This is a genomic window from Chryseobacterium carnipullorum, assembly GCF_900142785.1.
GTDB lineage: Bacteria > Bacteroidota > Bacteroidia > Flavobacteriales > Weeksellaceae > Chryseobacterium > Chryseobacterium carnipullorum.
This window is the reverse complement of record NZ_FRCD01000022.1, coordinates 26336-48772: the sequence shown is the minus strand read 5'-3', so window position 1 is coordinate 48772 and position 22437 is coordinate 26336. Positions and strand designations below refer to the sequence as shown.

Genomic DNA, 22437 nt, shown 5'->3' with positions numbered 1-22437 from the left:
AGGTTCACCGTCTTATAGAAGATTATCAGCTGTTTTTTCGGCTTCCTGTATATTGTACGCAACTCTGTTATCCTGACTGATCAAAGACCGAAAAGTATCCAGGTATTTTCTCCATGTGTTTTTGTCATAATGAACAAGTACCGGAAATAACTGACTGGCCTGGTAATACCGTTTATTTTCTAAAGTCTTTTGCATGGCCTGTTCCATTTCCTTCAAAAGCGGCCCGCAATCTTTCTTTGAGAGAAAATCCTTCAGGTTAGATTCAAAGAACCGGTCACCATACCGATGTAAAAACTGTTTGATAAAAGGATATAATTCCTGTTCGGTTTTTCCATTGAACGTTGAAATGTACAATGCATTGGTGATGACATCATAGACATTATCTTCACCATGGAGTCTGTGAGGTTCAAAGCTCTCTTTTTCTTCCCATTTTTCAGTAATGAACCGATCAAGGAGTTCAAACCCTTCCGGTATAGACCATGCAAGTAAAATAAGCATGGCATGATAAGCAATATACCGGTCTTCATGGTGAAGAAGCAGTTTTAATTTTTCAATCCTGTCAGAATCTTTTTTTTCAAGGAGTTGTACTTCATTTAAATCGTATCCTTCATATCCTTCCTCATTGTAGTAGTAAAGGAGTTTATGGAGTTCGTTATTCATTTTATCAGCTTTTATGATTGGGTTGAACAATAAAGGAATTATTCATTTCAATATTTTAAAAATACAATTTTTCTTTTTGGCAAGGCACTTGTATAATCTTTTGCAGATCAGCAATTCTTCAAACCCAATGAAGTTCATGCAACCTGTTATTTTAAAACACTTGAGTACACTTGAGAAAGGTTAATATCTTCTTTGATCAATAAGTTCACTTGAGAAAAAAATCAAAGATTTTTCTACAACTTAGGTGTACTTGATATTCGCAAAGTTTGAAACTTAAAATAACTTAAGTGTTTAAAAAAGCTTTTGTGACTTTTAATTTCGTTAAATCTTCGATTGAAAGTATATATAAAATAGCCTAAACAGCTTTATGAATGATTCAACTTAAACCACGACTTCCAGCAAATTAGATGTTCCCCCTAAAAAATTAAACGTGAGATAAAACTTTTCATTCCTTACGATCCTGAATGAGATTCCTTTGAAAGATAAAAGCAGTTCCCCGTCTTCTTCTACAATTTTAGCCGGTAATTCAAAATGTCCTGTTTCATTGGGAGCCAATAGATCAGCGTTCACCTTGTCACCAGTATATTTGGGAGATATAAAAGCTCTTTCATAAGGCTCTATCTGTTCATCCCTTGTATTAAAAAGTCTTATTCCGTTCCTGGCCAACGCGCCTGTGCCATTATAAAAGTAAAAGGTCTGGTCCTTATCGGTATCGTTAGTGATTTCTATAGGCAGTGTCAAGCGGTTTTCTTCAAGATGGTAAGAAATATTCAGTTTCATCTTTTAGTATTTATAATCTTTCAATAGAGGTTTTAAGGCAGTTCTTTGATCGATGACTAATCTAACTTAAAAAAGAAATACACGACCGCTGCCCACTCTTTTTTAATTCCTCTGGCATAGCCAATCGTGCTGCGACTGCTGTTTTCAACAGTTCCATCGTCTTTGATGTAACCAATGGTTGAACGGCTGCTGTTTTCTATAGTCCCGTCTTTTTTAACGTAACCTACCGTAGAACGGCTTTTGTTTTCTATGGTTCCGTCACTTTTGATATAACCGATGGTCGAGCGGCTTTTATTCTCGATGGTTCCGTCTGACTTGATGTACCCGACCGTGGAACGGCTGCTGTTTTCAATGGTTCCGTCTGATTTGATGTAGCCTGTTGTGCTTCGGTTTCCCGATTCTATGGTCTGTGCACTTATTATCGAAAGACTGAAGAGAAAAAAACCAATAATTCCTAATTTTTTCATGGTTTTAAAATTTTAATGAGTTATTATTTTAATTTTTTTGATGTTTTAAAAATAACGATTCGTTTTAAAAAAACAGCGCCACTTACAAATAAGTGGCGCTATTTTTTATAGATCCTGCTTCCGCACGATCATTGATCATGTTTATCGTTTGATCACTTTTACAGTTTTTGCAAAGCCGTTCACTGCATTTACTTTCACCAGATAAACTCCTGAAACGAATGAGGAAACATCAATAGTTCCTTTCGTATCATTGATATCTTTAGTAAGTACCTGTTGTCCTGCCATATTGTAAACCGTAACGGAAAGTATCTTTTCGTCAAAAGAAACCGTTAGGATATCATTCACAGGATTCGGGAATACTTTCAGCAGATCTTTCTGTGTTGAAACCTCATCAGTTCTTAAAACAGCACCTGACGCACAGCCAATAGGACTAAAAATTCTTCTTTGGATAAGGGTCCCATCTCCGAGCTGGCTCTTTCTATTATCGCCGCTCCCTGATAAAAATCCGCTGTTACTGATAACAAATGAATTATGACTCCCTGCCGCCGCCGTTTTTCTGTCGGTAGCCGTCCCAATAAGTACGGGGCTTAGTGCCGTGAGGCCCGTACCGTCTCCTATTTGTCCCAGCTCACTACTTCCCCAAGACCATAGGGTTCCGTCTGTTTTGATGGCTATCCCATTAAAATTCCCCATGTCAAAACTTTTCCAATCGGTAGCTGTTCCTATCTGACCCGGCGATGTTCTGGAATCTCTGGATCCGTTCCCCAGCTGCCCGGATAAATTACTGCCCCAGCTCCAAATAGTTCCATCTGTTTTCATAGCCATAGAGTGATCTCCGGCAGCATCAACACTTTTCCAGTTTGTCGCCATTGTTATTCTTACAGGCGTTGTTTTACTGGTTGTATTTTCGTTTCCTAACTGTCCGTCATAATTCTTACCCCATGCCCACAAGGTTCCGTCTGTTTTTATTCCTAAAGCATGATCGTCTCCGGCAGCAATACTTCGCCAGTCAGCGGCAGTTCCTACCTGTGTGGGTACAGTTCTGCTGTAGGTACTTCCGTCTCCGTAATTACCATAGTAATTATGTCCCCAGGCCCATAATGTTCCATTGGCTTTTAGGGCTAACGTAAAATAATCTCCAACGGCAACACTTACCCAGTCGTTTGCCGAGCCTATTTTCAACGGAGTCGTTCTGTTGTTGGTAGTTCCGTCTCCCAATTGTCCGAATTGGTTATTACCCCAGGCCCATAGCGTTCCATCTGTTTTAATAATCACGGTATGCTTATTTGCGGTAGCTATTTTCCAGACCCCTGAAATGGCTATAGGTGTTGGAGTCGCTCTATTAGTTGTAGTCCCATCTCCTAATTGTCCGTCTTCATTAATTCCCCATCCCCATAATGTTCCGTCTGTTTTCGTTCCGAAAGTATAGTTATATCCGGAAACTACTGTGTTCCAGCAGCCTGTGCCACCGGAAAGTGTGGTAAAGGTACCACCCGGAATCCAGCTTGTCTGGCTTGTTGCGCAATGAGCTGCTACCCAGTAATAGTAAGTAGTCCCAGGCAACAGATTATTCAAATTGACTGTTGGAGAAGTCGATGTTTCATAGATACCTCCAATAATTGGGTTGGTGCTGTATGCATACAGATATCCGTTAGCTGGTGCCGGTGTTGGTGCAGTCCAGTTAAGGGTAGCTGTCCCCGAAGTAATATTAGTGGCAGAAAGCTGCGTTGGAACAGCACAGTTTGAAGGACAAGGTATAGATATGAGTGTGTTTTTTTCCACAAAGGTACCATCACCCAACTGGCCACTGGTGTTGGCTCCGACAGTTCTTAAAGATCCGGAAAAAGTAAGGTTAAGAAAATGCGAATCTCCGCTGGAAATCATCATATTGTCTGTAGTGGAGCCCAATTGTGTAGGTGATGTAATGTTCGCTGTCCCGCTTCCAAACATTCCGGAGTAATTGCTACCCCAGCCCCAGAGTGTTCCTCCTGTTCTTATTCCCACAGATTGTCCTGATGCTGCAGCAATACGGATCCAATTGCTTCCTGTTCCGATTTGGGTTGGAACTTTTTTAGAAACTGTGGTTCCGTCTCCCAACTGACCTGATCCATTGGATCCCCATCCCCAAAGGGTTCCGGTAGATTTTAGAGCTAATGTATGGCTCCCTCCTGCGGATATCTTCAGCCAGTTCGTAGCAGTTCCTACCTGTTTTGGAGAAACATCATAGATCGTAGTTACATTAGTTCCATTCCCTAATTCTCCGTTGGTATTTCTCCCCCAGGTCCATAAGGTTCCGTCTGTTTTGATACCTACAGAATAATAGTCTCCGGCAGATATTTTATCCCAATTGGTACCGTTTCCAACTTTGAACGGAATAAATCGGTCGATCTTGGATCCATCTCCTAGCTGTCCGTCATAATTCCTGCCCCAGGACCAGAGCGTTCCGTCTGTTTTAAGGGCTAATGTATGGGAATCTCCGGCACTAACAGCTTTCCAATTGGTTGCTGTTCCTATTTTGATAGGAGTAGTCCTCATGATGGTCGTGTTATTCCCCAACTGTCCATATCGGTTTGCTCCCCAGGCCCATAGCGTTCCATCGGTCTTAATGGCCACTGTATGGTCATATCCGGTACTTACTGTTTTCCAGTCGCTTGCTGTTCCAACCTGCATCGGAGCATTTCTTCGGATAACTCCTCCGTCTCCAAGCTGGCTGGAAGAATTACTCCCCCATACCCATAAGGTACCGTCTGTTTTGATACCTGCAGAATAATATTCTCCGGCACTGATCATTTGCCAGCAGCCTGTTGCGTTTTGAGGAACCGCTTTCACGAGTCCCTGCTGTGTATATCCTATCCAGATCGTATTGGTGTTCTGGGTCTTCACAACGTTGAGAGAGTTGTTGGGAAGGCCGGCACTGGCCGAGGTATAGGTAACGCAATCACTAAAGTTTTGCAATCCGCTTCCTCCATAGCCAATCCATACTTCATTGTTACTATCCACATCAAGGGTATTTATTGAAGAATTTCCCACGCAAGAGCTCCCTATAGAATACGTGTTGAGTAAAGTTCCCGTAGTAGAGTAAGTAAGCATGCCGCTATTGGTGTCAACATACACGATATTATCATCAATTTTCACTACTTTTTCGGCATCCTGTACGATGAAATTAAAATTGGTCCCATTATATTTATACAAAGCTCCATTATTGGTCACCCAAACTCCATTGCTGCTGTCAGTCTTTAATGAGTTGATATTGGGAAATGAAGAATCCGTAGTCCATGTGGTTCCATTAAATTTAGTAAGTCCGTCTGTGGTTATCACCCATAAATTATTGGCTGTGTCTACAGCAATATTTTTAATTGCATTGCTGGGCAGTCCGGAATTGGCGGTGGTGTAGTTCGTCCATGTCGTTCCGTTCAATAAGACAATCCCATTGTTCTGGGTCGCCATCCATTTTCTTCCTAAACCATCAATTTCTATTTCTTTGATAGCATTGGATGCAATCCCAGAATTACCTGTGTTGTAATTGGTAAAGACAGTTCCGTTGAATGTTGAGATTCCATTGTTGGTGGCTATCCACAGCAAACCGGTATTATCAATCTTAATATCACTGATGTTATTGCTGCTTATCCCCGAATTTGAAGTATTGTACGCTGTGTACGTAAATTGCGCAGAGACAATACTATAAAGGAAAATTAGCAATAAAAAGTATACTCTTCTCATTTTAATTTTATGTTAATATATTTTTTTAATTTTCAATTTTGTTCTCAATTTTTAAGTAAAATACTATGGAGCTATTTCATTACAAGCCCGCTAAAGTTTAATGGATTCATTCCTGTCTTTAAAAAAACATAAAACCCCCAAAAAACCTTAGCTGTTGTATTAAAATTTTAACATTTTAACATTTATCTTTTAATGATTTTTACCGTTTTCACAGTATTACTGCCGGCATTTACTTCAAGAAGATAAACCCCTGATGCGAATCCAGAAAAATCAACCGTTCCTTTGGTATCATTGATCACTTTAGTAAATACCAACTGTCCTGCCGCATTGTAAACCGTAACCGAAAGAATCTTTTGATCAAAAGAAACCGTCAGGATATCATGTACAGGATTCGGATACACTTTCAGCTGATCTGCTTGTGTTGAAACGTCATCCACTCCTAAAGCAGCACTTACAGGGCAAGCAACAGGCACAAAAATTTTCCTTTGAGTAAATGAACCATCCCCTATCTGACCATTGGAATTAGAGCCACAGCTGGATAAAAATCCATTGGTATTTATAGTAAATATACTAGAGGTACCTGCTGCAATACTTTGCTTGTCAGAAGCTGTTCCTGTTTGTACAGGAATAATTCTGTGCGTTAAAGTTCCATCTCCTAACTGTCCCACGTAATTATCTCCCCACGCCCAAAGTGTTCCATCTGTTTTTAATCCTCCAGAATGATCACTGCCTGTAGCAATACTTAGCCAATTTGTTGCTGTTCCTATTCTGACAGGAGTAAATCTATCGGTTCTGGTTCCATCTCCTAATTGTCCCAAGGAATTATATCCCCAACCCCAAAGCGTTCCATCTGTTTTTATGGCCAGCGAATGAGCATATCCGGCAGCAATATTTTTCCAGTTCGTAGCAATTCCCACTTGAAGAGGGGAAGTTCTTGTGGTTGTAGTTCCATCACCTATTTGCCCACGCCAGTTATATCCCCAGGCCCAAAGTGTTCCATCTGTTTTTATGGCGAGAGCATGTCTCCGTCCCGGTGCGATAATTTTCCAATTATTTGCTGTTCCAATTTGGATCGGTATATTTTTATCTATGATCGTACCGTCTCCTAATTGTCCTTTATCATTATGTCCCCAGGCCCAAAGTATTCCATTAGATCTTAAGGCCAATGTATAATCTTCTCCTGCAGCAATACGTACCCAGTCTGATGCGGTTCCTATTTGCGTTGGGCTGGTTCTGTTAGTCGTCGTTCCATCCCCTAATTGTCCATAATTATTTTTACCCCAAGCCCAAAGAGTTCCATTAGATTTTAAAGCTAACGTATAATCATCTCCTGTAGTAACACTTGTCCAGTTTTTTGCCGTTCCTATTTGTTTCGGGGTATTTTGTGGACCTGAAATAGCAACTCCCAGTTGACCATAATTGTTATTTCCCCATGCCCATAGCGTTCCGTCTGCTTTTATTCCTGCCGAATGAAGACTTGCCGAGCTCACACTTTGCCAACATCCTGTTTCAGTTGTAGGAAGCGTAGTAAATGATCCTCCCGATGTCCAGTTACCCTGGCTGGTTGCACAACGAGACGCTACCCACCAATAGTAAGTGGTATCCGGTAATAACTTTGACAAATTAACGGCTGTAGAAAACGTACTTGTATTAATACCTCCAACAATTGGATGGGTACTATAAAGAATCATATACCCTCCATTTGGCGTTGGGGTTGATGCCGTCCATTTAATAGTAGCCGTTGAAGAAGTAACGTTAATGGTTGAAAACTGCATTGGAGCAGCACAATTGGAAGGACAAGCAATAGCAGTAAGTGTATTCTTCTGAGTGCCTGTACCGTCACCCAACTGTCCAAAACCACCTTGTCCAGAAGCTTTTAGGAAGCCGTCAGTATTTTTTACAAGAATATGATAAGATCCTGCAAAAATCTGTATGTTGTCTGAAGAGGAGCCGGCCTGTGTAGGCGATATAATACTTGCTCCACCACTTGTACCATTAGCTAACTGTCCACTGGAGTTGTTACCCCATGACCAAAGTGTTCCATCTGTTTTATTCGCAATAGTAAAAGCATTGGCAGCATCTACACTTAGCCAATTGGTGTCCATTCCTATTTTAGTTGGATTCCATTTAACAGTAGTGGTTCCGTCACCTACTTGCCCGTAGGTGTTATCTCCCCACGCCCATAGAGTTCCATCTGTTTTTATGGCAGCGGAATAGTGGGCACCTGCATCAACACTTTTCCAATTAGAAGCTGTTCCGATTTGAGTGGGAACAATTTTATTGCCATTGGTTCCATCTCCCAGCTGTCCATAAAAATTATATCCCCAACCCCAAAGTGTTCCATCTGTTTTTATCGCAAGAGTATGTATTATACCAGGCGTAACACTTTTCCAATTAGAAGCTGTTCCTACTCGGGTTGGAACAAGTCTCTCTATGGTGGTTCCATCTCCCACTTGTCCATAATAATTATGTCCCCAACCCCAAAGTGTTCCATCTGTTTTTATCGCAAACGTCCCGTAAGTTTCACCCTGAACACTTTGCCAGTCTGTTCCCTGTCCTATTTGAACAGGTGCAAATTTATCCGTTGTAGTTCCATCTCCTAGTTGTCCGTAATTGTTACGTCCCCATCCCCACATCGTTCCATCTGTTTTAATGGCGAATGTATGCTGAGCTCCAGCATCAACGCTTTTCCAATCCGTTGCTGTTCCTATTTGAGTAGCGATATCTCTGTCAATGGTGGTTCCGTCTCCTAGTTGCCCAAATTCATTATCTCCCCAGGCCCAAAGTGTTCCATCGGTTTTTATTCCCATTGAATACTGACCTCCTGCACTAAGACTCTGCCAACAACTTGAGGAAGCTGGCGTTTCTACTTTAATAACATTTTTAAAAACAGGTCCCCAGGTCCCGTTGTTATCTTTCACACGGATATTAAAGGTATGCAATCCAATGGATGGCAGGGCAATTCCTGTCTTTACCAGCTGCTCATAAGCCCTGTCAAAGTTACCGTCTGCAGCCAGAACTGCTGTTCCGTTTCCTGCTCCCGGATCGGTATCCCAGAAATACTCGGCTTGTGAAAGAGCCATGAGCGTAGAGGTCTGATTTTGCTGAACATTAATAATATTCGTAAAAACAGGTCCCCAAACCCCAGTATTGTCTTTAATACGGATATTAAGTTTATGCAAACCATTACCTGGTGTAGCAATCCCCGTTTTGGTCAATTGTTCAAAAGCACTGTTGAGATTCCCATCCGCAGCTAAAACGGCAGTTCCGTTTCCTGTTCCCGGATCGGTATCCCAAAAATACTCGGCCTGGCTGACGTACATCTGTGCCGGGCACAACATGAGCATAAGCAAAGCGATGATACTGTAGATATATTTATTCATCTTAGGTATGATTAAAAATTATTTAGAAAAACCAGTTCCGGTGATATTCAACGTACCACTGGTAACCGTTCTCGGAGTTAGCAAATAGCTTACCTGAGGTTTACCACCGCTGTCTGCCGGCCAATAATTAGCAAAACTGTTAGATCCTCCGTAGTGACCTGCGTCATTTCTTGTTAAGTCTAAATCAGTGTAGCTTACGTCAGGATTTCCGGCATTGACATTCATTCCACTGATGGTGTAATCTGTATTGTTAAAATTCATATTGACTGCTCCTGAATTGTTACTCTGGGTGATAGCACCTTCTGTTACAAACGCATTGGTAAATACATTATAAGAAGCTGTTACAGTAGCATTATTATTGTTTCTAATACAAACATCAGTTTGACCTACTACGAAAGAAGCTGCATTATTCATAATGGCAATATTTCCGGTGTTTCCATTATTTAAGTTGATAAAAAATGGTGCTACATCACCGCCATTAGGATCATAGATGGTATTATTAATGATTTCGTTGCTGCTACCTGTTTTAATAGCATACACAAATACCCCACGACAAAAATTATTGTAGAATTTAAAATTATAATTGGATTGGGAGTGCGTCAACCCAAAATCGGATTTATTTCCATAGACTTCTACATCAGTTGTTGCAGGAACGGTATCTGTCGTGGTAGAATTGACGCTAATACCTTGTGCTTTATTAGCCGTAATTCTCCCATGAGAAAAACTAATACCTCCCGAAACCGTACACCCCGAAACGTTGGTGGTCGTGTTGGCTTGGTTGGTGGTAACATTATTCAAATAACAGTTATACAGATTGATGGTCGTTCTTCCTCCGGTTGTTGGTCCACTTGCCACTACGTTATAGATGGTAAAGTTCCCGGAACTCAAACTACTGATATTCACTATTCTTCCCGGTGCCGGATTGATCGTAACGGTTCCCTGAATAAAATATCTGTTGTAACTGGTTTCGGAAACAAAAGTCAGTGATTTGTTGATGGTAAGGTTTTCCACATACGCAGTCCCGTTGGTTTTGGGCTGAATGATGATGCGGTCTCCATCTGAAGCAGCTGTAATGGCTGCACTTACGGTAGAATAAGCGCCGCCTGCCCCGCCATTTCTAACATAGAGGTCTGCCGCAAAAGCCGTCGTGCTGAATAAGCTTGTCAAGGCAATCGTAAATAGTTTTTTTGTCATAATAGTGTAAAAGTTAACAGTTTAATATTTAATATGTATTTGATTTTAAAATCCTTAAATTCATTTGAATGGTTTCTGAGCTCCATTAAAAATGATTAATACAAATCCGATGAATTCATACAAAAACAAAGGCCGTAATCAATGAATCAACATTGATTTTAAAAGTATTTTGTAGATTAAATGGTGTGCCTCATCATTGGAACAACAGCAAGCTTCCTCCTGCATCGCAAGGCATTTCTTTTCCCGAACCGATAGCTGAATACCTGTCATTTTTATCATGACGTGGTATTGTTTCCTTTATTTGAGGAAATAATCGAGTAAGCCATATGGATTAAATACGACTTTGGAATCCAAAAATTTTTAAGGACTTAGTGTTGTTTTAAATTGTCGGAACAATTAGTTTTGATGAGTTAGCAGAGATAGCGTGTAGTTTTGTTCATGTTTAATAATTTTAATTCGTTTTCAAGTTTAGTTTGGTTTTTAGTTTTTTTAAGTAAAAACAACACTTCCATCGATTTAGATTTTATGTTGTTGAGTGCAAAAGTATATTTTTATTGTGAATCCATCAAATTGTTGATCAAAAAATAATAATTATTTGCTCATTTGTGGTATCTATTCATTTTCAGAGACTAAAAACAGGATTTAAACGAAATTTGGAAAGTATATTCATTTTTTTAACGAATTTTTTTTAATAACAGTAAACCTTTGCGTTAATGAAACCTCTATTCTAATAAATGTTTACTGATTGATGGGTTGGAACATCGCGAAGGCGCAAGGTTTTTAGCTTCATGAATAGGTTAAGGCGCAAGAAAATCAAGATTTTTAGCAAGGAATTCGTTATGGAATAAACTATATAAATATATCTAAAATGATGATTTTTTAACGCAAAGGTTTTATAAGATTCCGATGATTTTTAGGAAAGCAAAGAGTTGCGGTTTCACCGCGGATGAAGCAGATGGATAAAACGATCGCTTCATCAAATCAATCATGGATTGATTTCCTCTTGGCCTCCTATTCTTTGCAGGATGATAATAAACCTTTGCGTTAATAAAACTTCTATTCTAATAAATGTTTGCTGATTGATGGGTTGGAACATCGTGAAGGCGTAAGGTTTTTTAGCTTTATGAATAGGTTAAAGCGCAAGAAAATCAAGATTTTAAGCAAGGAATTCGTTATGGAATAAACTATATAAATATATCTAAGATGATGATTTTTTAACGCAAAGGTTTTATAAAATTCTGATGATTTTAGGAAAGCAAAGAGTTACGGTTTCACCGCGGATGAAGCGATCGTTTGATCCATCCGCTTCATAGAATCAATCAAAGATTGATTCCTTCTTTGCCTCCTACTTTATGCATCGTGATCGTAAACCTTTGCGTTAATAAAAATTCTATTCTTTAGCAGCATTTCTTTCGTCTTCTTTCAAGAATGAGGTGTGCAGCATCCAGCATTTTAGTCAGATGAATGTATGGGCTCACGATATTTCTTTCCGGAAGATTGTCATAGACGCCAAGTGAGAAATAAACCATTCCGGACATAAAATAATCAAATTCCTGTACGCTGTATTCTCTGAAAGCTTTTTTAAAGACCAACAGAGGATTTTGGTATTCTTTCTCCGAAAGCAAACCCAGAAGAATTGGAGAGCTATCTTCCGTCTGAGTATTGACGGCCCATTTGTTTTCCTTCAATGTGATGAGATAACCTGCCCGGATAAACGACTGCATCGACTGGCGAAAGTGAAAGATCACGGATGGATCTTCTTTGATCCAGCGATCCCTTTTTACCGCGTAATTCATAATGCTGTTGAGTCTCTTTTTAGAGGTAGCGAGATCAGTGATCTGAAAAAAGGTCTCCATCAGCTGGAGTCCGGAGTGCTTTCTGCGAACTGCCCAAAACCGGGTGTCAAAGTCTGTTCTGTTCTTTTTCATGAGTGTGTATTTTTTTAACAGGTGAAAAAATAAATGTGATTTTTCTTAACCATTAAGAACTTTTTAAGGGTTTAAGAATCGTTAAGTTCATAGCTGAAGCTATTGATTCAGCGAGTTGCTTCATCGATCTTTGAGGGAACTTAAGTCATCTTAATCTCTTCACGTTCTTTAATTGTTTGTACGGTGTAAGCATCGTTTCAACTTCCAGCCTACTGATCTATGCTGAGTCTTATATAAATGATGACTCTATACGAAATTTGTGTTCCCGTGAAAGCTCTAAGGCCGCAATAGGTTGTACACCCTATTGTATGGTATCGTGATACTTTATTGTAACTCTTTTACAAATATAATAAAAAAATACAAAAAGGATACATATAAGTATCCTAAAATTTAACTACAAACTTAGAATTTTACAGTTCATGAATGAACTCGAACTTAATAACTATAAAAAAGCTCTTGGTTATAGAATTTCTGAATTAAGAAAGAAAGTTATCAATCCCAAGACTAATAAGCCTATTTCACAAGAAGAACTGGGCTTAAGAACCGGGCATGCAAAAAAAACGATAGGAGAATTAGAAAGAGGTAATACGAATCCTCGATATGATACTCTACTTATAATCAGCAAAGAACTCAACGTTACGATACAAGAACTCTTTGATTTTGATATGAAAAAATACATTAAACTAATACATCAATCCTGACGAAAGTTTTAATTTGCAGACCTTAAAAAGTATGGTTACTGAAATTGGAGACTGCGATGATGAATTAGTAATCAGATACATTCACCAATTACAAAACCTTTTCTTCGCACTTAAAGGAAAAGAATTAACTTTAAAATAAAACTAATACATGAATAGACTTGTTATTATCGGGAATGGATTTGATCTCGCACATGGCCTACCAACATCATATAATAATTTTTTAAATTGGATTTGGAAAAATCTCAATAAAGACATTGGCAGTAAATTAATTACTGATCTTTTCGAATTAGACTCGAAGAGTTTTAAAATAGATAGAGGCTTAGAGAATTATTCAGATTTTCAGGATTATGTCTCCAGGCATTTTTCAAGAGGTTCTTATAGAATTGAAGAATCAACAAATTACAATTCAACATTTAAAGTATTCTATCGAGAACATAACCTTGATAGTTGGCGTGTTGTATTTTCTTTTAGTAATAAATTATTCGAGTTGATTACTGTAAATAATATTGAAAATTGGGTTGATATTGAAAATGTATATTACACTGCTTTAAAATCAATTGTTAAAGAGGATGACAAGTTTCGTCAATTAGGTACTGTTAAAAAGCTCAATGCAGATTTTGAACAAATAAAAGAGCTTTTACATTTTTACATCGATAACGAAGTTGAACAGAATTATATTTTTGATAAAACATATGATAAGTGTGCATCGATAGTAAGTTTATTCGAATATCATTTTAAGAACTTAGAAAAGCAACCATATAATGATCTATTTTCAGAATTCCCTGCGAACTACAGGAATAGTCTGATAGAATTCGACAAGTTGTTCGATCCAGATATCGATCCATATAAAAATGATGCATTTCAAACTATGTTTGTGGATTTCAACTATACTAGTAATGTCTCCAATTATGTTTCCATAATGTCCAACATGGGACGCCGGGGCTACGGTCAAATGATGTACACACCTATACATGGGCAAATTAACGACCTAAAAAACCCTATCAATTTTGGCTTTGGAGATGAAATGGACGATCATTATAAGATGTTGGAAAATACTGGAGATAATGCCTTCTTGAAAAATATAAAATCATTTATGTATTTTAATAATTCGAACTACAGAAATCTGCTGAACTGGATTGAAAGTGATGACTACCAAATATTCATAATGGGACATTCATGTGGTCTATCTGATAGAACCTTATTAAATACATTATTCGAACATAATAATTGTAAATCTATTAAGATTTTCTATCACGAAAGAGATGGAAAAGATAATTTTACAGAGTTATCTCAGAATATTTCTCGACATTTTAATAAAAAGTCAATGATGAGAGAAAAAGTAGTTGATAAAAGCCTTTCAAAGCCATTACCCCAAAATGTTCGTTATGAAATAAAATCATTATAAGGCCCCAATTAAGGGGCTTTCTATTAAAATATATGTTTTTTATTATACAGTTCCATTCAATTCATTATCCATCTTTTCGTAAGACACTTTTTCTTCATTTATTCTTCTTTTTAATGTATGGAGCATTGAAAGATGTCCTTCAGGTAAATTTGAGTCGTCAAATACTCTTACTTTAAGATCATCGCCTTCAATATAAAACTCATAACTTCCATTAAGATCAATCTCTCTATCATGAATATCATTCATTCTAAATTGTATCCATTTTGAAATTAGGTCTTTTGCTTCTTGTGTTGTCATGTAATTTATTTATTATTTTGTTTAAATTAAATACTTCCTAAAACTTCCATTATGAGCTAAATCCGGATCCTGCAATATCTGATTTCGCCAGTACACAAAATTCTCAGCTTTGTATTCCAGATCACATTGTAGAAGTGAAAACAATAGTACCTGAGATCCTCGATTTCATCCCCGAAAATAACATTCTCACAGTATTCCATAAATTGAGGAGTGAGAGCTATAAAGTGTAGCTCCATTTCGTGGGTGAGGCGGTCGTATTCGGTGTATTCTTTTGAAGTCATTTTGGCTTTATTTTTTACCATCCTTGGTTAGTATACGCTCCAGTCATGCTTGGGTACACTAATTTAGACCTATCTAAGTCTTTTAGAAGTGAATACTTTTCGATGAAATTTAAATGACTTTCATTATCGGAATAAATACCGTAATACAACAGCAACATTAATTCAGTTCTTGATAGTTGAGATGTTAAAATATTTATATAAATATTTTTATTTACAATAGGACTTGAATCTATTAAACTAATTATACTAAACAATGTACGGTAATAGTGAGAAAGTTGGTTTTTGTGCAAATCAAAATGATCTCTTATCAGACTTCTAATTTCGTCACCTGTAAATGCAAAGTAAGAAACGCTATAATCCACGTATCCTAATTCTTGTTTTTCAGAATTATACTTTTGCGCAGATTTAAGCAACGCATAATGGATATTACTCAATGCTGTTTTCCCTGAAAATTTATTTGTACCATCAGAATAAAATATTTGCTCTATTACTTTGTAAAACAAATTCATCATTTGGAAAAAAGTGTTTTCAAAATTCTGTGATTGAATTAATTCCGCTTGCTTTTGAAGTTCTTTGCGTTGAATATTAATATCATTCCTTTGCAGTAATATAGTTGCTATTAGACCTACAACTGATAAACCCGTAAATGCTGCATTCGCAAATCCAAACATATCGCCAAATGTTCCCCTTTCATCATAGCTATTCGAATTTTGCACCATGTATGTGATTCCAAGTACTGCGAATATGAAAAATACGGCTAAGCCTATATAGAAAGGGATATTCCCATCATTATTTTCTTTCATGTGAAATTAAACTTTAGTTTTTTTCGAATATACAAAAGATTATTTACTCAATAAAAAATGTAACTCTTGGTTATTAGTTTCATCCTCGGCTACGGTCGGGGATTTTTGTTTAATACGAAAAGCACTGTAAATTAAGGATGTAATTAATTCCGTTTAATTTAATACAACCTGTTTTATGGAAACATTCTGCTTTTTCGGTCAAAGCATAGTGTTAAAGGCTGTTTTAAGTGAATGTGGAAAAGTTTTAGATCTAATATTCAGGCAATTAGTATTTACCCCTTCCAAAATCAGTTCTTTTTCTCGAACTTTGTCTGTAGCAGAAAGGCTTAAGATTATTGCAGTCCTGCAAGACTACATTACAACCTTAAGCCTCTGATTATTAACAATTAATTTAAATTCTATGACACAGTCTTTAAAAAAAATTGTTAAGATTTTAAAACCAGCAGTTCAAATAACAAAGCTTGTTAAGGAGCTTCTTGAAATCTTCTGGTAATTTCTTTTCAATTCCCACCTCTCAAGAGAGGTGGTTTTGTTTGTCAAAATTACTATTTTCCGTAATACAAATTACTTTTTTGTTACTTTTTTATTACTTTTTTATCCACATTTTTCAGCTAGATGCTATGGATAGCCACTTTACAAACTTTTTATTTTCCTCTAAGAAATAAGGCTTACTTTTTCTCATTCAAATAGTCTCCGTGTTTTTTAAGAATCCTATCTTTCTATTTTTCCGATTTTAGACTATGTGTAAAGGAATTATTTTATTTCACTAACTCAACGCTCAACAAAAATTTTAATTCCCAATAAAATTATTTCAGCAAACTCTCCCATCATATCAAATTTAATAGTAACTTTTTACAACATAATCACAAAAAAATTAATACCATGAAAAATCTGAAAAAACTTTCCAGAGAAAAACTTGTTTCCATTAATGGTGGAATCGAAGTGTGTACTCAAAACTGTTTACCGGGATATCGGAAATGCTGTATTCCGCGTCAGCCTTATTACTGCCTTTCTGTCAATGAAATCTGCGTGTAAAGGCTTATCTTATTTATCTCAAAATCTTGATCAGAGACTGTCACCTGGACAGTCTTTTTTTCAGAAATATTGGCGAACTTTGTGTTAGTAATGACTTAAAACCGGGATGCAGAACTTTCAGGCAGACCAGAAAATTGAACTTGCTGCTCCAAAAATCCAAACCATAAAACCAGATCACCATGAAACAAAACACAGCTAAAAAACCAGCCAAAACCTGCTACAACCATATTGGCGGAAAACTGGGAACGCTTCTCCTTGAAGAATTTATTCATAAGGGATGGATTGCAAAGGAAAACCCCGAAGCCAAACATTTTTACATTACTGAAGACGGCATAAAAGGATTGACAACGTTGGGAATTGATGTTTCAAAAATCCAGTCCGAAGAAATCTAAGAGCCATTTTAATATTCCTGTTTCTATCCTAATACATGGAAACCGTCATCATTAAAATTTACTGTATCTTGGTACTACTCAACTCATATTTATGAAAATCATCAATTACACCAAAATTTTCAGAGAAGATTGTATCAAAATCTTCAGGAGCAATCTGCCTAAATTTTTTGCTATCGAAGAATTGCCGCTCTATGAAAGCTTTCTGGACGATGATACGGAAGAGAACTACTTCGTGGTAAAAACGGATGAACAGATCGTAGGATGTGGTGGCTTTTTTCTAGATCCTAAAAATAATGTAGCAGGATTATCCTGGGGAATGGTTCGCGCCGATTATCATGGAAAAGGAATAGGAAAAGCCTTTACCCAATACCGGATTGATCTGCTAAAAAAAACCTATCCTGCCATCCCTTACAAAATTGAAACCTCACAGCACACGGCCGAGTTTTACAAAAAGAACGGTTTCAGAACGATAGAGATTGTACCGGATGGATTTAGTGAGGGAATTGATAAATATACCATGATGATGGATAATACTGAAGCTTAATGGATTATATCACCTCTCCGAAGTTTCCTGACTTTGGAACCGCTTTTTAAAAGGATTTTTTTTATTTTGCTGACTCAAAGCCGGAAGACTTTGTGCAGCGGATATTTTGTTTAAAACAGGATCTTTTACAAGAAATTCTTAAATATTCCGTTTAATTCTTAAATTTGGCTCATGCAAAAGAATCTTTATTTCATCATTATATTATTTTGTCTTAGCAGTTGCTATACGTATCAGGTAAAAAAGCAAGCAGATCCGGCGACCGCTAATAATGAAGAGTTAAAAAAAGGAGGAGCTCCTACCAATATGAGTTCAGCGCAAATGAAAACAGCTGAATCTCTAAATCCGAACGCACAACAAGCGCCCGCCCCTATTAATATTCAGGAGAGACTTGCCCCTAATAAAAATGTTAAGATTAATGTTGACGGCAAAACCTATAAAGTAATCGTGGACAAGTGGGAAAGCGACAGTCTGGTGGTTCATCCCGTTCATCAGCCTAAAAAAATCCTGAAATTCCACAAGAACCAGATCAATGCCGAGAAAATTGGGGAAAAACGCTTTTCACAACCAATCGCTGATATTATTACGGTAACGGTTTATGCCGGAATTGCTGTTGGAATCTGGTCTCTTCTGCGCTAATTTTTTAAACTTTTCCAGTCATTTCAGAAAATATTTTATTCTTAAAAATTTTATGAATCTCTTTTTTTAATGGGATACTCAGTTCGTTTATTTCATCTTTTGCACCAGAATTTCCCGATCAGAAAACCAATCGACGGAAACAGAAAAGAACTGCACATCAAAATCAATAAGAAGGTAAAATCACTGCTGAACCACGGAAGATTGATAAAACTTAAATAAGTCCAGTGCATATTAAGCCAATACTCTATCAGGAAAAATCCTAATGTCCAATCGTCGCCACCGAATAAAGAACTATTTCCAGTGCCTCCATTTGAAATAATATACCCCAATATTAACAGTAGATTGACGAAGAATATCCAAAGAACAGACCGGTATTTCATTTGATGTTTCGCATTAAGAAATCCTCCATAAAGGGTCATTAATAGGGCGATCATGAAACATACTGTCCGTGAAGCGGAAAAATTGCCATCAGCCGACAGAGAAAAATTATATCCTAATGGAATGCATAAAAGATACAGCAGAATGGAATAATTGATCTTCAAGTGGTATTTGGTTTTTAAGATGATCCCTTTTTTGATGACTAGCTGCTAAAAATACAGGGAACGAGTGGCATAGAACAGGATTGACTCTACTCCTGCTGTATCCAGTCAAATTTTCCGTCCCTCCAATAGATAACGCCACCGCCACAAGCTTCTTCCTGATGAATAAAAATACCGTCGTGGGGCAGTTTTATTTTATCAGATTCCTTTACGTCTTCATCGCTCATGATGTCTCCATCGTCATTGACGTTATTCCAGTAGAGTTCGCCTTTTGGGGCTTTTTCAAAAACTCCGACCCAATCCAGATCATCAAATCCCTGCCCCAAAATATCTTTGCCCATGCCGATATAGTCCACTTTTTTATTCCCGAAAATAATTTCCAAACCGTATTTTTTATTTTCTGTGTTTTGAACAATGTTCACGGTGTCCAGTAAATGATCTCCATCCAAATCGCAGGAAATTGAATTGGGACTGTGTTTTTGTGATAAAACGATGATGTCCTTGGTATTTAAATTTGGATTTGGTAAATGACTTTCCTGCGGTTGGCTGGCCTTTTTATGATAGGATGGTTTTCGGGTTATTTGGTTTATGGGTGGGTCCTTTTTTTCATTCTGACAGCTTAATATCGGCAATGCAGCTAAAAAAGATAGAATTAAAAATCTGGTATTGATCATGGTGACGGGGTTTCAAAGTAGTTTCACATCCGTATTACCTTCTTTGGAATGCCGATGTTTCAACGGTTGTTATCAGCACAATAGTTTATAAATATTCATAAAATTCATACTGAAGATCAGACTCCGTGATCAGCGTATTTGATGCATTGTAAGTATCGGGCTCCTGTGTTTCTGCAAGAACCTTGGAATCCTGAATCAGTTTTCCGTCACGATTATAAATCTTTATGATAATCCACTTTCCGTTGCGCTCCAGCTCCTTTACACCGGCTTCAGATTTGTATTTAAGTTTTCCGCTTTCAAGTACCCCGTCTTTTACCACCGCTTTACTGGCCGCTTTTCCTTTGGCATACTGTACAATCTGCGCGGTAAAACCCTCCCCCTGCTCTACCGGGTGGCTGTAGGTGTAAGCAATAGCTCCGTTTTCATCATAAACAGTAGAGTTGTATAGGGTTTGATCTGCATTGATCTTTGTTTCCGCTTTTAATTTTTCATCTGATGTGAAAAATTTTGAATGCACCAGTATTCCGTTTTTATACTGCTGTTCAGAAAGTCCTTCGTACAAAGTCCCATCATAGGGCATATCATCTTTGTAAGTCACTGCTCCTTTTAATTTTCCGTCCGGATAATAATATCTGATTTCCTGGGTCATCTCATCTTCTGATACCTGCTCGGAGGATAATTTTCCGTCTTCATCAAAATATTTATTCAGGACCGCTACCCCGTTTTTATACACTGTAATAGCAGTGAAACTGATAAAATTATAATTGAACTGATAATCTTCGCCGTCCTGCGGCTTGTACTCATTGGTTTCTTTATCATAAAGGTAGGTAAGATGACCGATCTGTTTACCCGTTTCGTCATAGGTTTTTTGATACCCTCCTTTTTTGTTTTTCTTTTCTTCCTGCAGAATTTCTCCTTTTTTGGAGTAGATAACGGTTTCTGTCACCTTTCCGTCTTTATCCTGCTTTTCGATTTTGGAGACTTTCATCGGATCCTGATAATAACCGACCATCACATTATTGCCGGAATCTCCGTAATGGTTGGTGCCAATATATTTTCCTTTATCACCATAAAATCTGGTTTCATACTTCTCTTTGCCGTCACTGATGATTTCATAGCGTATTCCTTTAGGATCTTCATCATAACCTACTGATTGAAAACTATCGGGGGAATCATACGTCGTCACAATATTAAGATAGGACATTTCTTCCGGATTTTTATAGGTGTATATTTTCCCTGTAAAGGTACCGTCTTCTTTATACATTAAATCCTCTAAAATCCTTCCCTGCGCATCAAAAGACTTAGCTGCTCCCACTTGCTTACCTCCTGAGAAAGTTCCCGTGCTCATCACTTTACCTTCAGGAGTATACCAGGTAATTTTACCTTCATACACTTCGCTGCCCGGCGTAGCATCCGAAACAAGACCTTCCATCTGAGGAGTTCCGTTTTTATAAAAATCTCTGATTAACGTAAGTTTTCCTTTGTTCTCAGTTTCCCGGTAGAATTCCATTTTGTCCTGAGTGGTTTTCTGCCAGTTTTCATCAAAATAAATTTTTTGCTGTGCTCCTGCGTGGATGTTTATGACCAGGGCAAAAACCGCTGACATCAATAATTTTTTCATGTTTTTAAAGGTTTAAGACGTAGGCAAAAGCCATAAAAATTAGCTTCTGTCATCGTTTGATATCTATTTTTCCAACAAAAGGAAAAATTTCATCATTGTGTTTTTTTTGTGTCCTGAAATAATTGAAACAAAGGTCTGCAAAATGACGAAGATAGAAAATCCCTGTTTTCAGCTAATTTGTACCATCGCGAAGACCCGACATAAAATGACAAAAGGTAAATGAATGCCTTAGTATAACCTTTCTTAATGAGAAAATAATGTTGGTGAACTTGTAATAATTGTTTTAACAATCAAATTGAATCGCTATTTCTGCTGCTTTTTTAATCAGTTTTCCCTTTTTTGCCTGGGAAGAAAGATATAAAATCACCCGCTCCTCTTCATAATCTCTGTTCGCACCAAAGATAAAGTCCGGTTTTCCATCCCTGTCAATATCTCCTATGAAAAGTAACTCTACAAAAGTATCATTAAAGGACTCTTCCTCTAAAAATAAGGTTTCGGAAGAATTATTTGCAGACAGGTAGAGCTTATAATCTTTTACATTCTGGTAAAGTTCTTCTCCGTTATCAGTATGTACTTTTTCGGATGACAGCACTTTTCCTTCTGCACGCAAAGTGTACTCTTTATTTCCAAAACGGAATTTCAGTTTTTCCTTTGGCCAGATTTTATTTTTCACCAATTTCACCGTTTCTATTTCACCTTGTGCGAGTCGTGAGTTGCCTATTAGTAAAAGACTCTTATTTTTAGAATTGATGATTCTGGTAGAATCTCCTGAACATTCAGAATAACCTCTGCTAATAGTATAGTTCGCTTTACCCACGTAATACTTTCCGTTTTTTTGATATAAATCCAGCCATTTATTTGTGAGTCCGTTCACATCATTTTCTTTTCCAAAGTCCCGGTATTCTTTAGGGAGAAGGATTTCTAAAGTTTCATTTTTTTCTTCAACCAGATCAGGTTTGGGATCAGCAGATTTTTTATCGGACTGAACTTCGTTCCTATGCTGTACTCCTTTATTTTTTGTTTCCTGCGATTTATCCTTACATGAAATGATCACGATCAAGGATAGAAAAGTCAATATTGTTTTCTTCATTATTTAGTTTTTTTGTTGATTACCTATTGATGAAATGCGTAAAATTCCCGTTCACCTCATCATTTTTGATTATATTTTTTTAATTCAGCGGCTGTATCAGTGGTCCTACTTTTTGTTTCTAAAATACAAAGAGCAAATTTGTTAAAAAAATGCCATTGCAAAACATCCCTGTTTTCAGCCAGTTTGTTTGATTATCCCATTGAAAACAAAACTTATAAAGAACGAAAATTTAATTTCATCATCAAAATTAGCCGAAAACAGGGATTGAAAATTCTTATAAAAATACC

At 37.4% G+C, this 22437-nt stretch carries 20 protein-coding genes; 6 read left to right on the top strand and 14 right to left on the bottom strand.

Going from position 1 to position 22437, the window contains the following annotated elements; all coding sequences use genetic code 11:
- Positions 1 to 12 precede the first annotated feature (12 nt).
- The 7 genes from BUC06_RS20570 to BUC06_RS20540 form a co-directional block, all read right to left on the bottom strand.
- Entirely contained in the window at positions 13 to 660 is a 648-nt protein-coding gene (locus BUC06_RS20570) for a hypothetical protein (protein ID WP_139263410.1), read from the bottom strand.
- Positions 661 to 1041: 381 nt separating this feature from the next.
- A complete protein-coding gene (locus BUC06_RS20565) occupies positions 1042 to 1440 on the bottom strand; it encodes a hypothetical protein (RefSeq protein WP_073336050.1) in 399 nt (132 codons plus the stop codon).
- Between the two features lie 56 nt (positions 1441 to 1496).
- Positions 1497 to 1907 (bottom strand): 5-fold beta-flower protein, encoded by a 411-nt coding sequence (locus tag BUC06_RS20560; RefSeq protein WP_073336048.1) that lies wholly within the window; start codon positions 1905 to 1907, stop codon positions 1497 to 1499.
- Positions 1908 to 2048: 141 nt separating this feature from the next.
- Entirely contained in the window at positions 2049 to 5627 is a 3579-nt protein-coding gene (locus BUC06_RS20555; protein WP_073336046.1) for an RCC1 domain-containing protein, read from the bottom strand.
- A gap of 182 nt (positions 5628 to 5809) precedes the next feature.
- The gene (locus BUC06_RS20550) at positions 5810 to 9010 is read right to left on the bottom strand and encodes an RCC1 domain-containing protein (protein WP_073336044.1); all 3201 of its coding nucleotides are present in this window, start codon (positions 9008 to 9010) and stop codon (positions 5810 to 5812) included.
- Positions 9011 to 9028: 18 nt separating this feature from the next.
- Positions 9029 to 10204 (bottom strand): hypothetical protein, encoded by a 1176-nt coding sequence (locus BUC06_RS20545; RefSeq protein WP_073336042.1) that lies wholly within the window; start codon positions 10202 to 10204, stop codon positions 9029 to 9031.
- A gap of 1397 nt (positions 10205 to 11601) precedes the next feature.
- On the bottom strand, positions 11602 to 12132 hold the full coding sequence (locus tag BUC06_RS20540) for a hypothetical protein (RefSeq protein ID WP_073336040.1): 531 nt from the start codon (positions 12130 to 12132) through the stop codon (positions 11602 to 11604).
- Between the two features lie 419 nt (positions 12133 to 12551).
- Between BUC06_RS20540 and BUC06_RS20535 the strand changes: the two genes are divergently transcribed.
- Together BUC06_RS20535 and BUC06_RS20530 are read left to right on the top strand one after the other, a co-directional pair.
- On the top strand, positions 12552 to 12833 hold the full coding sequence (locus tag BUC06_RS20535; RefSeq protein ID WP_073336038.1) for a helix-turn-helix domain-containing protein: 282 nt from the start codon (positions 12552 to 12554) through the stop codon (positions 12831 to 12833).
- Positions 12834 to 12981: 148 nt separating this feature from the next.
- Positions 12982 to 14238 carry an AbiH family protein gene (locus BUC06_RS20530; protein WP_073336036.1) on the top strand — a complete coding sequence of 419 codons (1257 nt, stop codon included), beginning with the start codon at positions 12982 to 12984 and terminating at the stop codon, positions 14236 to 14238.
- A gap of 42 nt (positions 14239 to 14280) precedes the next feature.
- Here BUC06_RS20530 and BUC06_RS20525 read toward each other — a convergent pair whose 3' ends face one another.
- The 3 genes from BUC06_RS20525 to BUC06_RS20520 are packed head-to-tail and all read right to left on the bottom strand — an operon-like array spanning position 14281 to position 15619.
- Positions 14281 to 14535: a hypothetical protein gene (locus tag BUC06_RS20525; protein ID WP_073336034.1), complete on the bottom strand. Its 255-nt coding sequence runs from the start codon at positions 14533 to 14535 to the stop codon at positions 14281 to 14283.
- 56 nt (positions 14536 to 14591) lie between these two features.
- Positions 14592 to 14837 carry a hypothetical protein gene (locus BUC06_RS23660; protein ID WP_167367448.1) on the bottom strand — a complete coding sequence of 82 codons (246 nt, stop codon included), beginning with the start codon at positions 14835 to 14837 and terminating at the stop codon, positions 14592 to 14594.
- Complete coding sequence (locus BUC06_RS20520) at positions 14831 to 15619, bottom strand: putative phage abortive infection protein (protein ID WP_073336032.1); 789 nt, start codon at positions 15617 to 15619, stop codon at positions 14831 to 14833. The genes BUC06_RS23660 and BUC06_RS20520 overlap by 7 nt, the downstream gene beginning before the upstream one ends.
- 882 nt (positions 15620 to 16501) lie before the next feature.
- Here BUC06_RS20520 and BUC06_RS23935 point away from each other — a divergent pair.
- From BUC06_RS23935 to BUC06_RS20505, 4 genes are all read left to right on the top strand, one after another.
- On the top strand, positions 16502 to 16654 hold the full coding sequence (locus BUC06_RS23935) for a bacteriocin-like protein (protein ID WP_167367447.1): 153 nt from the start codon (positions 16502 to 16504) through the stop codon (positions 16652 to 16654).
- A 179-nt stretch (positions 16655 to 16833) separates the two neighbouring features.
- Positions 16834 to 17046 (top strand): ArsR family transcriptional regulator, encoded by a 213-nt coding sequence (locus BUC06_RS20515; protein WP_073336030.1) that lies wholly within the window; start codon positions 16834 to 16836, stop codon positions 17044 to 17046.
- 91 nt (positions 17047 to 17137) lie between these two features.
- Positions 17138 to 17590: a GNAT family N-acetyltransferase gene (locus BUC06_RS20510; RefSeq protein WP_073336028.1), complete on the top strand. Its 453-nt coding sequence runs from the start codon at positions 17138 to 17140 to the stop codon at positions 17588 to 17590.
- A gap of 171 nt (positions 17591 to 17761) precedes the next feature.
- Entirely contained in the window at positions 17762 to 18226 is a 465-nt protein-coding gene (locus BUC06_RS20505) for a hypothetical protein (RefSeq protein ID WP_073336026.1), read from the top strand.
- A gap of 92 nt (positions 18227 to 18318) precedes the next feature.
- On the opposite strand, the gene BUC06_RS23655 is transcribed toward BUC06_RS20505, so the two are convergent.
- The 4 genes from BUC06_RS23655 to BUC06_RS20490 all read right to left on the bottom strand — a co-directional run bounded on the left by BUC06_RS23655 (position 18319) and on the right by BUC06_RS20490 (position 22150).
- Positions 18319 to 18660, bottom strand: a complete 342-nt coding sequence (locus tag BUC06_RS23655) for a hypothetical protein (RefSeq protein ID WP_123879545.1) — start codon at positions 18658 to 18660, stop codon at positions 18319 to 18321.
- Positions 18661 to 18854: 194 nt separating this feature from the next.
- Positions 18855 to 19439, bottom strand: coding sequence for a hypothetical protein (locus BUC06_RS20500; RefSeq protein WP_073336024.1), 585 nt, complete (start codon positions 19437 to 19439; stop codon positions 18855 to 18857).
- A gap of 85 nt (positions 19440 to 19524) precedes the next feature.
- Positions 19525 to 21060 carry a toxin-antitoxin system YwqK family antitoxin gene (locus BUC06_RS20495; protein ID WP_073336022.1) on the bottom strand — a complete coding sequence of 512 codons (1536 nt, stop codon included), beginning with the start codon at positions 21058 to 21060 and terminating at the stop codon, positions 19525 to 19527.
- 283 nt (positions 21061 to 21343) lie between these two features.
- Complete coding sequence (locus BUC06_RS20490) at positions 21344 to 22150, bottom strand: hypothetical protein (RefSeq protein ID WP_073336020.1); 807 nt, start codon at positions 22148 to 22150, stop codon at positions 21344 to 21346.
- Between the last annotated feature and the right edge of the window lie 287 nt (positions 22151 to 22437).